The following is an 11,846-nucleotide window of genomic DNA, read 5'->3' on the forward strand; positions in this document are numbered from 1 at the left end:
TTCTGAGGATAATAGTGGGGCTATTTGACGAAGAAGCAGGAATTTTTAGACCCATTTATCGCAACCGCAGTAGGGTAGTCTATTCTCGGACAGGCTCCTGGTATAAAACAAAAATAAAACAAAAATAAAACAAAAAAGCCGCCGTTGAGCGGCCTTTTTTTATTCGGATGCTCTGGCGATATCAATAAAGAGCGTTAACTGCTGGCCGGGGTGAATGTATTGGGAGTTCAGAGTATTCCATCCTTTGATTTCACTGATATCAATGTCAAATTTATCCGCAATCAAGGAGAGCGAATCACCACTTCTGACTTTATAGTAAATCTTACGCATGACTTTGTTTAATGTAGTCGGTGTGTTAGAGGTTAGCCAAATAGCCAGGGTTTGGTCGATTTGAAGGGGGGTTGTGGGAGACAGGTTATTCCACTTTGCCAGATCATTTATACTGACGCCATAACGGCGGGAAATGCTCCAGAAACTATCACCGGGACGGACTACATATTGTCGTTTTTGTTTATTGGCTGTCACCTGATTGGCTGTCAACGTATACGATTCAGCGTTTTTTCCAGGGATGGGAATCCGCAGAGTCTGACCAATCTTTATCACCGTGGAAGTGAGTTGATTGACCTCTGAAATGACGGAGACCTGTGTTTGGTTTTGTTTGGCAATTTTCAGCAGGCTGTCACCGGCTTTCACGGTATAGCGTGTCCACGCAAGCCGCTGATCTTCGGGAATTGCCTCAAGACCTGCCTTGAACTGTTCGGCTTTATCACTGGGGATAGCCAGATAATGGGGGCCTTCCGGTGGTGTGGACCAGCGATTCAGACCGGGGTTCAGTTTATACAGATCATTCAGCGAAACACCGGCCAGTTGAGATGCCTTGGCCATATCCAACTGACTGCCAATGGCGACGGTTTCAAAGTAGGGGCTGTTATCAATAGCTGGCAGGGTAATACCGTATTTTTTCGGGTTTTTAATCACAGCACTTAATGCCAGCAATTTTGGTACATAGGCAGTGGTCTCATCGGGCAGGTCGAGGTGCCAGAACGCAGTGGATTTTTTGTCTCGGGCATTTTTCTTCAAAGCCCGCTGAACTCGCCCCAGCCCTGAGTTATAGGCGGCCAGGGCCAGTTTCCAGTCACCAAGCTGACTGTAAAGCATTTCTACATAATCGAAGGCCGCGCGGGTAGCGGCAACAACATCACGTCGCCCGTCGTACCACCAGCTTTGAGACAGTCCATACTCGCCGGCTGTAGCGGGCATCAGTTGCCACAAACCTGATGCGCCAGCATGGGAATAGGCGAAGGGGTCAAAGGAGCTTTCTACGACGGGAAGCAGGGCCAATTCAAGGGGGAGGCCCCTGGCTTCGGCTTGTTCGATAATAAAGTATAAGTAAGGACTCGCTCGTTCAGCGAGCAGGTCAAAAGAGTACTGATTATTTTTATACCATTCCAGTTCAGACTGAATGCGTTTATTGGTTAGGTCGACGTCCAAGGTCATCCCTTGTTGCAGTCGTTGCCAGAGATTGGTAATGACCGCTGCTTCTTTTTCAACATTTTTTTCAACACCTTTTTCAACATCAATGGCTTCTTGTTTCACCTCAACAGGGGCTTGTACCTCAGCTAATTTACTCTTGCCAGTGGTTTTGTCTGTGGTTCTGCTGGTTTTTTTCGCTGGTGAATTGCTGGCTATGGAGATATCGGCGCTAGATAAACTGGCATCTTGTTTCGTTTTTATGGTTTGACACCCTACCAGAAGGAGCATGGGAAGGGCCAGTCCTGCCAGACGCTTGCGACGAAACAGGGGCAGAGAAGGAAGAGGCTGGCAATAGTGATCCATAAGTAAAAGGGGTCTGACTGTTAATTAGAACAATGTACATCTTATCAAAAGGCATAGGCTTTAGAAATAGATAAACTTAAAAGGAATCCTTAAGTTGACGAATGGTTCTTAAAACTGCTGATGGTGATGAAAGGGGATTATCGCTGTGTTTTTGGGCGTGATGCACCACTGTCTTCACCCTTGAGCGCATAAACGGGTTGCTCTGCTTTTCAGTAAGCAGGGTTGAGGGCAAGGTGGGGCGATGCTGTTGACGTAATGAAACAACGTCATTGACGCGAGCTTTCAGGGCCTGATTGTCAGGTTCTACGGATCGGGCGAAAGCAAGGTTCGCTTCAGTGTATTCATGGGCACAGCAGATTTGTGTGTCATCAGGTAGTGTTGCCAGTTGATCGAGGGATGCCTGCATTTGTTGCGGCGTGCCTTCAAAGAGTCGTCCGCAACCCCCTGAAAACAGCGTGTCACCACAAAAGAGAATGGGTTTATCGTCAGTGTTTTCTCCACCGTTCGCGAAATAGGCAATATGGTCGAGTGTATGGCCAGGGGTGTCCATAACATGGAATGTTTTACCCAGCACGGGTACCGCATCGCCCTGTTTTACCCGGTGTGTTATGCCAGAGATGGCGTCATTATAAGGGCCATAAATGGACAAGGCGGAGTATTGTTGGCTTAACGGCAGGATGCCACCGGTATGGTCATAGTGGTGATGGGTAATCAGTAATCCTCTCAGGGATAGCCCCTTTTCCCTAAGAAACTGGAGAACCGGGCAGGCATCGCCAGGGTCAACGACAAAGCAGCTTGTGTTATCATGAACTGCCCATATATAGTTGTCGGTAAAGGCGGGGATCGGGGTAATCTGCACTGTATGATGGCCTTTTGAAATCATCAACTGTACGTGTTTATTTCTCAATTGTATACAAGCTATCCAATTGTCTGGAGGGTGAGGTTGCCGAATTTATCAAATGGATTGCAAGACGGTTTTCAGCGGCGGTTGCGGCAACTGCGAAACTGGTTTGAAACGCCATCGGGTTCGTCACTGTTAGCTGTCCAGCAACAACTGTTGGATAATGTGCTCGAAACGACTTTTGGTTATTATGCCTGTCAACTGACAGTCACCTGTGGTGTTGATCTTTTGCACCGAAGTGCCGCAGGCCATCATTTTTCCATGGAGCTTCCTGATGAAGTCCCACCGCCTTTGTCGACAATGGCGTGTGACCCCTATTACTGGCCGGTTTCCCCCGGGTGCCTTGATGTTGTCGTGTTGCATCATATGCTGGAGGTGGCGCAAAGTCCCCACCGGCTTTTGAGTGAAGCGGCAAAAAGCATCATACCAGAAGGCAAGCTGATTATTATTGGTTTTAACCCCTGGAGTCTGCATGCATTATCGCGCTGGGTTGTACCTGAGCGTTATAAGGTATTTTCGTTATCGCGATTTTTGCATGTCAGCCGTTTGCGTGACTGGCTGACACTGTTAGGCTTTTCTATAGAACGTATTGATTATGGTGACTACTGTCAGTCTCTGTTGCGATTGGCCCAGAGTCGGACGGGGGGTGCGTTGGAGGGGTTCCTGAAAGAGATGCGATGCCCGGCTGGCAGCTTTTATATGATTCAGGCAACCCATGAGGTTCATGGCGTCACGCCACTGAAAGCAACCTGGAAGCATGTGAAACGGTCACTGGTGGGTTCATCTGCGGCCCGCCCGAGCGTCCGTAATTTTGGGGAAAATTCTTGAGCAATATTGTTGAGCTGTACACTGATGGCGCCTGTAAAGGTAACCCGGGTCCTGGTGGTTGGGGCGTGTTATTGCGATATGCAAACAATGAAAAAAAACTGTACGGTGGTGAAAAAGAGACAACGAATAACCGGATGGAGTTAATGGCTGCCATAGAAGGGCTGAAGGCGCTGAAGCGTCCCTGCCCGGTGAGACTAACGACAGATTCGAAGTATGTAAAGCAGGGTATTACCCAATGGTTAGCTCGCTGGAAAAAGAAAAATTGGAAAACTGCCGGGGGGAAGCCTGTCAAAAATAAGGACTTGTGGGAGCAATTGGATCAGTTGAATCAGATTCATACAGTGCAATGGTGCTGGGTGAAAGGTCATGCGGGTCATGTTGACAATGAAGTGGCCGACCGACTGGCTTGCCAGGGTGCGGAAGAGGTCATGAATTCAGCAGGGGGCCAGGCATGAGACAGATTGTTCTGGACACGGAAACCACAGGGATTGACCCTGCCCAGGGGCATCGTATTGTGGAAATAGGGTGTGTTGAGCTGGTGGAGCGGAAGCTGACCGGAAATCACTACCATGTGTATATCAACCCACAGCGGCTGGTGGACGAGCAGGCCATTAAGATTCATGGTATTACCAATGAATTTTTGAGTGATAAACCACTATTTTCAGCCATAGCTGATGATTTTTTCACGTTTATCAAAGGTGCGGAGCTGATTATTCACAATGCCCCTTTTGATGTTGGCTTTATTAATCATGAGTTTCGCTTGCTTGGCGGTGATTATGGTGAGGTGGCTGACTACTGTTCAGTGATTGATACGTTGTCGATGGCCCGTGCAAAGCATCCCGGGCAGAAAAATAGCCTCGATGCTTTGTGTCGGCGCTATTACATAGACAATTCATCTCGTACATTGCACGGCGCTTTACTCGATTCGGAAATTCTGGCTGAAGTCTACCTGGCCATGACCGGTGGTCAGCGAATGCTTTCGTTAGGCGCGGACGATGCTGATCATAGCGGTGTGGAGAGGGAGAGCCGCATTCGTCGTTTGGAGGGGGATCGGTTGCCGTTAAAGGTCATTCGAGCTTCCCCTGCGGAGCTGGAGTCCCATCAGAAAAAATTGGCCGCTATACAAAAGAAAGCGGGCCTCTGCCTCTGGGAAGGCGATTATGAGCAAGGATAATAGACGTTTTTCTGCCTCCGGGGATAGTGCCAGCGACTATGTACCTTTGGTGGGATGGAACCCGGAAATAGAGCCGACACGCTGGTTAGTCCTGGGCAGTGATACTCTTTTGATGAATGGTCAATCTTTTGTCTGGTCTTTGTTGGCTGAGTGTTTTGTGGGTAAAAATATCCAATCATATTTGGTGGGTTACTGGCAAGGGGAGCCGATAGCTTTAGTTATGGCTGACGCGAGTTTAGTGAACAGTAACCAATGGGTGCCTGTCCGATCCCTATTACCCACCGCAAGTGACAGTGAATTTGCCTTGCTGAACCATGCATTGCAGTTGAAACGCTCCAGTGAAGCGCATCGTTTTTGTGGTTTATGTGGCGCTGCTACCAAGCCAGTGCTGAATGAGTGGTCACATGACTGCTCCTTGTGTCACCATCGAGTATACCCGCGAGTGTCACCTTGTATCATTGTGCTGGTGACAAAAGGTGAAGAACTGTTGTTAGTGAAACATAAACGCCACCAGAGCAAACCGTCTCCCTTTTTTACTGTTATTGCGGGGTTTATTGAGCCAGGTGAAAGCGCGGAAGCTGCTGTTGCTCGCGAGGTAATGGAGGAGGTGGGTTTGACGGTTGATAATATTCACTACCAATGCAGCCAGAGCTGGCCTTTCCCTCATTCATTAATGCTGGGCTTTCATGCGACCTATGTATCGGGAAATATTGTCCTGGAGGAAAAGGAATTAGTAGAAGGCTATTGGTTTACTGTTGATAATCTGCCTGATATCCCGGCAGGTTATACGATTTCAAGGCAGTTAATTGATGCTTTCATTGAAAAATAAATTATACAATCATATAGGGTTTGTTTATAAAGAACTGTTTATAAAAAACACTAATCGGTTTCACTGTTCACAAAAGATCATTAACAGCTTCTTATATATCAATTTCGATCCACCTTTTCTGATGCCAGACAATAATAAAAGTCAATGAACTTAAAAATTTCTGCAGAGCTTGTACTCCCCAGACGGCTGAAAGCCCCCAACCTAAAACAGGGCCGACAAGCCATACCAGTGGCAACAGCACACACCACTGAAAGAAAAAGCGAATAACCAACACACTCCGATTAGCCCCCGCACCGAGAAGGGCTCGCGATAAAACGAGGGCGGCTGTATCAATAATAATCCCCAGACACAATAATTGAAGAGGAAGTCGCGCAAGCATCAATAAATGGTCATCATGAAAGAACCAGGATAAAAAGAAGTTCGGCGCCAGAATAAAAGGCAGCCCTAATACTATGAGCACAATGATAGCAACAACAACACCATCTTTTCCCCACTGCAAGGCTTCATCCGGTTTGCTGGCGCCAAGGCTCTGACTGACCAGGGTAGTAACAGAAACACCCAGTCCCAGCCCTGGTAAAATTAAAAATAAAGAAAGAGAAATCAATACGTGACTGATTGCAATGGCTTCTGCACCAAGGTAAGAGATAATCACAAAAAAAAGCATAATAGCCAGGGAAAACAGTACCTGCTGAACCGAATCTGGTGTAGCTAACTTAATCAAACGGAAAAAGGCCAGCCTGTTGCCCCATCGAGTGAACAGTCCGTGATGCAGGGCACAACGGCGCAGATCGTATAAATTCAGTAATGCACACAAATACATGGATAAAAATGTGCCAATTGCCGCTCCGGCAACACCTAAAGCTGGCAGGTCGGCTTTTCCGTATATCAGGCAATAACTCGCTGCTGCATTGAACAGGTGACTGATTAGCAGATTTTTTAAAAAACAATGGGGCTGGCGCGTACCATTCCAATAGCCTCGAAAGGCAAGGTTCAATACCGCTGCAGTCAGTGTCATTACCCGTATTTGAAAGTACAACAGGGCATCAACTTTAGTGGCAGGGTCAACCTGATACACCTGCATAATCCACGGTGCAATCAAGCATAAGAAAATGCTCACCGGTAAACCAAACACAAAGGCAATCACCATCCCGTGATTAACAGGTGTTGCCGCGCAGTGAGTGAGCTGTGTTCCCATTCGCCGGGCCACTTGAGCCTGTACACCGGAGGAAACACCCGCCACAAAGGCTAAAGCGACCAGTAATGCGTTACTCCCCGCGCCAACAGCAGCCAAGGCATTCTTGCCCAAAGGGCCAACCAGGGCAGCATCGACAAGGTTAAGCAGGCTCTGGGAAACCATGGCAATGATCATAGGTATACCCAGATGCAAAATTGTTTTTGCACGCTGGCAGAAAGTCTGGGACAAAAAAACCTCGTCATGCTCATGTTGAAAAAAACACATTCTAACGGTTTTTTCCTTTAGTAATAGTAGTCCAGGCGTAATCTGACATTTCTTCTTCAAAAAGGAGAGGGATTAGCGGTTCAGTTCATAAAGTTGGCATTGAATAGTCTAAGCAAGGAACTCATCATCTCCCATACGACTGGTATCCGACGGCAATTAAAAGGACAAATTATGATTTGGGAATACCCGCGCTGGCATCGTATCTCATCCATTAACCCGGATATTTCATAAACTCCCATAGAGCCGCAAGGAGCAAGCAAGGCCATGAGCATGTTTATGAAATATCCGGGTTAATAAGTCTCAGTACGTAATCCGGGCTTTGTCTTGAATGCTTGTGGATGCTCACGGAATAAATGCAACATATGTCTTTTAATCTTTTCAATACTTGACATAGCGTTAAGTGCAATCTTAACTAGGTTATCCATGAAAAATATCAGGGGCAGTTGGGTTCTTTCCTCTGATTATCATAGATGACTTCTCATTGTGCCAGCCTGGGGAACTGTCCACAGTATTGTAACTAAGGTACCGCACTCCTGGAGCGGGGAAACGTATGTATCAGGCAGACAAATCGCATTCGCTTATACATCGGTTGCACCAAATCGGCTTCAACGCTCTTTATAGTCGTTCTTTACTTTATAATACTTGCTGGGAAGATCCTTCTATTGATCGCGAGGCCATGCAATTAAACAGTAACGATTGTTTGGCTATGATCACCAGTGCTGGCTGCAATGCTCTCGACTACGCCATCGAGGGTGTTAAACGGATTGCGTGCATTGATGCCAATCCCCGCCAGACAGCATTACTCAATCTGAAAATTGCCGGTATTCGCTCACTCGATTATGATGACTTCTTCAAAATCTTCGGACTAGGTGCTCACCCAGACATGCGCACGATTTACCGCACGGCTCTGCGGAAGCATCTACCGGTTGAAAGTCGCGACTTCTGGAGATCACGACTCAGTTGGTGGGACGGTCGTGGTTGGCGTGACAGTTTTTATTACTACGGACTTTCCGGATTTTTTGCCAAATTGATGACCGCATTTATTCCCATGCGGCCACGCTTGTATGAGGGCATACACACACTTTTCGAGGCCCAGACAATCGAAGAACAACGGGAGGTTTTTGAGAAAGATATCGTTCACCAACTCTTTGGTTGTGGTATGAAATGGGTACTGGGTCGTCAAATCACGATGAACCTGCTTGGCGTGCCCCGCGAACAAAGTAAGGAAGTGGCGGCTTCCCATCAAAATGGTATTGCTGGTTATATTGAACAATGCCTCACTGAACTCTGCTGTGAGTTACCCCTGCAAGACAATTATTTCTGGCGTGTCTATTTATTTGGTCATTACGAAAAGAACTGCTGCCCACGTTATCTGCAAGAGAGTTATTTCAACAGCCTGAAAAATGGTCATGTGGATGCCATCGAAAGCCATACCATGTTACTGACAGCATTCCTCAACAAAGAACCCGACAATGCTTTCAGCAAATTTCTCTTGCTTGATCACATGGATTGGATGGGAAGCGCCTGGCCAGAACCCTTATGCGAAGAGTGGAGAGAATTATTCCGCTGTGGCAAAGACAATTGCCAAATTCTGTTCCGATCAAGTGCCAATAACCCGGCTTTTTTAAGAAATCTGCATATCACTCGCAATGGTGTTGAAAAGCCAATTGGAGAACACCTCTTGTTTGATACAGACACCGCAAACCAGCTGCATTCACGTGACCGGGTTCATACCTATGCCAGCTTTCATATTGCAACACCAAAAACAGCATCAGAAGACGCCTCATGTTAAGTCACCTGAAAGTGCTGGCATGTCTGATAAGCGGTGCAAAAGGCAACACGCATCAGGAGCGGCTTGAAAATTTTTATGGTGGTCAAGCCGCCGGTTATGACGCGTTTCGTGATAAATTTCTGACCAATCGTCAAGCATTGATTAACAGCCTGCCTGCTCTGGAGGCCGGACAACGACTGCTTGACGTCGGCGGGGCAACAGGGCGGACCCTTGAGTTTTTCGGTGAGTCCATCAAAGACTTTGAACAGGTTACTGTTCTTGATTTATGTCGTCCCCTGCTTGTTCAGGCACAAAAACGAATCGAAGGCCAACGATGGCATAATGTCAATACGATTTGCGCCGATGCCAGCACCTGGCAGGCCGACAAACCCTATAATCTGACCATTTTCAGCTATTCCATGTCGATGATTCCAGACTGGTACGCTGCTTTTGAGAACGCCATTACCAATACCGTCCCCGGTGGCACCATTGCTGTTGTTGATTTCTACCTTAGTCGTAAACATGCCAGTAAAGGCCGCGCCCAACATGGCTACCTCTGCCGCCACTTCTGGCATTGGTTTTTCAGTCATGACAATGTTTTTTTACGCGATGATTTATTGCCTTATATCATGCACCGCCTTGAAAACTGTCAGGTGACAGAAACCATGGAACGTATTCCGTACACACCCTGTAAAGTTCCTGTATTCCGCTGTTGGGGCACAACGCCACGCCAGGAAGAATATTAATCGTCTTTTCCAGCGACTGTAAGAGCGGACAAACAAGGCGGCAGAACTTAAACATCTGTTCATGATCTTTTTGAAAAGCGAAACCGTTGAGACAATCTGCCTGTTTTTCGATTTTCTGAGAACTCCGTGGAGCTATGTAGGGACGTTGGTGATAATAATTACCTGAGAATAGTCAAAATATTTTTGACTCTATTGTTTTGTAGGTAAAGTGCAAATTTATTTCATCACAATAAAGTTGCTGTTCTAAACTTTCTGGAAACAGTATTTTCAATTCCTTCGCTTTCTTATTCCATAAAATTGAATCTGATTCACTGTCAATCCTCAACGTAACCCAAGCAAAGTGATTAATCCTGTTACCCCACTGTTTTACGGATTTAATAGAGCAATCTATTACTTTTTGTCTATAACATATTTTTAAAAAAGTGCCTCTAGTTGTTTCAATGATGAATGCTTTTGGGATAAAAGAAGTAGGGAGTAAGTTTGACCACTCAATATAGTGGACAGAAATTATTTCAAATTTTGTTAATTTAAAGTCTTTGTCGATTTTTATGTTTTTACGAAGTCTTTTGTTCGTTTCTGTTGGATACAGGACAGGTGCGGTAACAGAATTTCTTTTCAGATAGGTTCGGAAATTTTGAGGAAGCGTGTAACCATCAAGAATGAATTGTTGTACATGACCTTTATGGTTTTGGTAGATAAAAGTTTCCCTGCTATTTTCACCCAGACTAATGCCTGCAAAAGAGTGCATACTGAAAAAATCAAAGACAAAAAAAACAATTAGCATTCTAAAGAGCATCTTTTACCTCTAAATAACTTATCCTGCAATAGTATTTACTATCAGTCCGTTAACCGTTTCGTGTACCTGACACTGGTCAGCCCATTGTCCATTTACTGTCAGTTCAGGTTCAGGCTATTCGTTTTTCTTCATAACTCAGCTTGTTTTCTGGCAGTATTCGCACCTTTATTGAGCAAAATATACCTTTCCCACGTGGCTCCGGCTATTGTTGTCATCATACCCGCGTATCCAGTTTCTTCTGACATTCTGGGCGTTAGTGTAGACCCTTTTGCGGAAGATCACCTGATAAAATGTATTTTCCCAAAAGCATCACTATCTCATTTTCTTCTCCATCGAGTTTTGATACTCCCAGCGATCCTTTTGGGCGTCCGACCAGCCGACCCTGTTCGTTTGCCCGAGTAATACCAATCGGCTTTTCTAATTACGGTATAAATCTCGGCTTAGCCTTATAAAGCAAGATCTTTTCAGAGTTAGAAGAGTCAATTGGTATTATATCTACCCTTGTACTTTGAACGCCGTGTCTTTAAAGGGGTTAAATCGGTATGTCGTCAAATGTATCATTTGGGTTAAAATCCAGACAACCAAAACGAGTCTGGATTGACGCGGTACTGTATTCATTTAACATGTCCAACAAAACATCAGTATCAAAATCGAGTTCTTGGTGGAAATGCGCGACAAGAGGGCCTGGTTCTGATGCGCTGACTTGAGTGCTTGTTGAAGCGCTCATCACGGGCCCTTGTTGACTGACCGTTGTAACGGTTACATTCGAATGCTCTTGACTGATGATTTTGGCGCTGGCGGTTTCAGTTGCCATACAGGCTACGGAGGTAACAAGGCTAGGACTTATTACCATTGTTTGGGTTGTACAGGTGACAACCTTACCATTGTCTAGCGTCTCTCTGGTTGTCTCTGTGCTTGTCTTTACATAACTGGAAGGATTTGCAAGATCAGAATGCAGATTTTTAACGTGCCTCAGGGCATCGCCCTTTCTTCGAAACCTTCCCTCGCAAATGCTACAGCTAAACCTTCCAGGCAAATGGGTCAGCATGTGCTGGGTGAGGGTGTTCGATTGTTTAAAAGCTTTCCCGCACTTGTCGCATTCGTGAGGTCTAATAGTTGAATGAGTTTCCCTGTGATGAAGGAGAGAGGTATTTGTTTTAAAAGCTTTCTTGCAAATTGTACACTTGTAAGCTTTAACATTCGAATGGGTTTTCAGGTGAGAGACGAGGGTATCCCTCCATTTAAAGGCCTTTGAGCAGATTTTGCAGACGAAAGGTCTATCTTCTGAGTGGGTAGCCTGGTGTCTTTCGAGAGCATAGTCCGTTTTACAATCTTTATTGCAATGTATACAGATATAATCAGGCATGACATCTTCACTTTTTAGGAATAAGCGCGCTTTTAGTGAGTATAGAACTTACGCATTGACAGCAGGTTGAAAAAACTGCTAAATCAGCCATATGCAAAAGTAAACAGATTTTGTCGTGCGTAGGAAGATAACCAGACCCA

The 11,846-nt window shown here is 45.8% G+C and carries 11 protein-coding genes and 1 pseudogene; 6 read left to right on the forward strand and 6 right to left on the reverse strand.

Going from position 1 to position 11,846, the window contains the following annotated elements:
- Positions 1 to 159: 159 nt before the first annotated feature.
- Together V4C51_RS15335 and gloB are read right to left on the reverse strand one after the other, a co-directional pair.
- The gene (locus V4C51_RS15335) at positions 160 to 1,836 is read right to left on the reverse strand and encodes a lytic transglycosylase (RefSeq protein WP_330927053.1); all 1,677 of its coding nucleotides are present in this window, start codon (positions 1,834 to 1,836) and stop codon (positions 160 to 162) included.
- A gap of 76 nt (positions 1,837 to 1,912) precedes the next feature.
- Positions 1,913 to 2,743, reverse strand: coding sequence for a hydroxyacylglutathione hydrolase (gloB, locus tag V4C51_RS15340; protein ID WP_330927054.1), 831 nt, complete (start codon positions 2,741 to 2,743; stop codon positions 1,913 to 1,915).
- 36 nt (positions 2,744 to 2,779) lie between these two features.
- On the opposite strand from gloB, the gene V4C51_RS15345 reads away from it, so the two are divergent.
- From V4C51_RS15345 to nudC, 4 genes are read left to right on the forward strand one after another with little or no spacing between them, the layout of a single operon-like run.
- Positions 2,780 to 3,565 (forward strand): methyltransferase domain-containing protein, encoded by a 786-nt coding sequence (locus V4C51_RS15345; RefSeq protein WP_330927055.1) that lies wholly within the window; start codon positions 2,780 to 2,782, stop codon positions 3,563 to 3,565.
- Positions 3,562 to 4,020, forward strand: coding sequence for a ribonuclease HI (rnhA, locus tag V4C51_RS15350; RefSeq protein ID WP_330927056.1), 459 nt, complete (start codon positions 3,562 to 3,564; stop codon positions 4,018 to 4,020). Before V4C51_RS15345 ends, rnhA begins: the two co-directional genes overlap by 4 nt.
- Positions 4,017 to 4,739 (forward strand): DNA polymerase III subunit epsilon, encoded by a 723-nt coding sequence (dnaQ, locus tag V4C51_RS15355; protein ID WP_330927057.1) that lies wholly within the window; start codon positions 4,017 to 4,019, stop codon positions 4,737 to 4,739. Before rnhA ends, dnaQ begins: the two co-directional genes overlap by 4 nt.
- Positions 4,726 to 5,568 (forward strand): NAD(+) diphosphatase, encoded by an 843-nt coding sequence (nudC, locus tag V4C51_RS15360; RefSeq protein WP_330927058.1) that lies wholly within the window; start codon positions 4,726 to 4,728, stop codon positions 5,566 to 5,568. The genes dnaQ and nudC overlap by 14 nt, the downstream gene beginning before the upstream one ends.
- 91 nt (positions 5,569 to 5,659) lie before the next feature.
- Here nudC and V4C51_RS15365 read toward each other — a convergent pair whose 3' ends face one another.
- Positions 5,660 to 7,027 (reverse strand): MATE family efflux transporter, encoded by a 1,368-nt coding sequence (locus V4C51_RS15365; RefSeq protein WP_330927059.1) that lies wholly within the window; start codon positions 7,025 to 7,027, stop codon positions 5,660 to 5,662.
- A 550-nt stretch (positions 7,028 to 7,577) separates the two neighbouring features.
- Between V4C51_RS15365 and V4C51_RS15370 the strand changes: the two genes are divergently transcribed.
- Positions 7,578 to 8,819 carry a BtaA family protein gene (locus V4C51_RS15370; RefSeq protein WP_330927060.1) on the forward strand — a complete coding sequence of 414 codons (1,242 nt, stop codon included), beginning with the start codon at positions 7,578 to 7,580 and terminating at the stop codon, positions 8,817 to 8,819.
- Positions 8,813 to 9,544 carry a class I SAM-dependent methyltransferase gene (locus V4C51_RS15375; protein WP_330927061.1) on the forward strand — a complete coding sequence of 244 codons (732 nt, stop codon included), beginning with the start codon at positions 8,813 to 8,815 and terminating at the stop codon, positions 9,542 to 9,544. The genes V4C51_RS15370 and V4C51_RS15375 overlap by 7 nt, the downstream gene beginning before the upstream one ends.
- A 172-nt stretch (positions 9,545 to 9,716) precedes the next feature.
- Here the strand turns inward: V4C51_RS15375 and V4C51_RS15380 are convergent, their stop codons facing one another.
- The 3 genes and pseudogenes from V4C51_RS15380 to V4C51_RS18080 all read right to left on the reverse strand — a co-directional run.
- Entirely contained in the window at positions 9,717 to 10,340 is a 624-nt protein-coding gene (locus V4C51_RS15380; protein WP_330927062.1) for a hypothetical protein, read from the reverse strand.
- A gap of 532 nt (positions 10,341 to 10,872) precedes the next feature.
- The gene (locus tag V4C51_RS15385; RefSeq protein WP_330927063.1) at positions 10,873 to 11,154 is read right to left on the reverse strand and encodes a hypothetical protein; all 282 of its coding nucleotides are present in this window, start codon (positions 11,152 to 11,154) and stop codon (positions 10,873 to 10,875) included.
- A 312-nt stretch (positions 11,155 to 11,466) separates the two neighbouring features.
- Positions 11,467 to 11,706: pseudogene (locus tag V4C51_RS18080) on the reverse strand (C2H2-type zinc finger protein); the annotation flags it as partial.
- Positions 11,707 to 11,846: the final 140 nt, after the last annotated feature.

The sequence above is a fragment of the Candidatus Sororendozoicomonas aggregata genome, from assembly GCF_031528575.1.
Taxonomy (GTDB): Bacteria; Pseudomonadota; Gammaproteobacteria; order Pseudomonadales; family Endozoicomonadaceae; genus Endonucleibacter; species Endonucleibacter aggregata.

What these genes read in the sequence shown, in the direction of transcription:
- V4C51_RS15370 (WP_330927060.1), top strand. Translation starts at nt 7,578, where the DNA reads ATGTATCAGGCAGACAAATCGCATTCGCTTATACATCGGTTGCACCAA.
- V4C51_RS15335 (WP_330927053.1), bottom strand. Translation starts at nt 1,836, where the DNA reads ATGGATCACTATTGCCAGCCTCTTCCTTCTCTGCCCCTGTTTCGTCGC.
- dnaQ (WP_330927057.1), top strand. Translation starts at nt 4,017, where the DNA reads ATGAGACAGATTGTTCTGGACACGGAAACCACAGGGATTGACCCTGCC.
- V4C51_RS15380 (WP_330927062.1), bottom strand. Translation starts at nt 10,340, where the DNA reads ATGCTCTTTAGAATGCTAATTGTTTTTTTTGTCTTTGATTTTTTCAGT.
- nudC (WP_330927058.1), top strand. Translation starts at nt 4,726, where the DNA reads ATGAGCAAGGATAATAGACGTTTTTCTGCCTCCGGGGATAGTGCCAGC.
- V4C51_RS15365 (WP_330927059.1), bottom strand. Translation starts at nt 7,027, where the DNA reads ATGTGTTTTTTTCAACATGAGCATGACGAGGTTTTTTTGTCCCAGACT.
- V4C51_RS15385 (WP_330927063.1), bottom strand. Translation starts at nt 11,154, where the DNA reads ATGGCAACTGAAACCGCCAGCGCCAAAATCATCAGTCAAGAGCATTCG.
- V4C51_RS15375 (WP_330927061.1), top strand. Translation starts at nt 8,813, where the DNA reads ATGTTAAGTCACCTGAAAGTGCTGGCATGTCTGATAAGCGGTGCAAAA.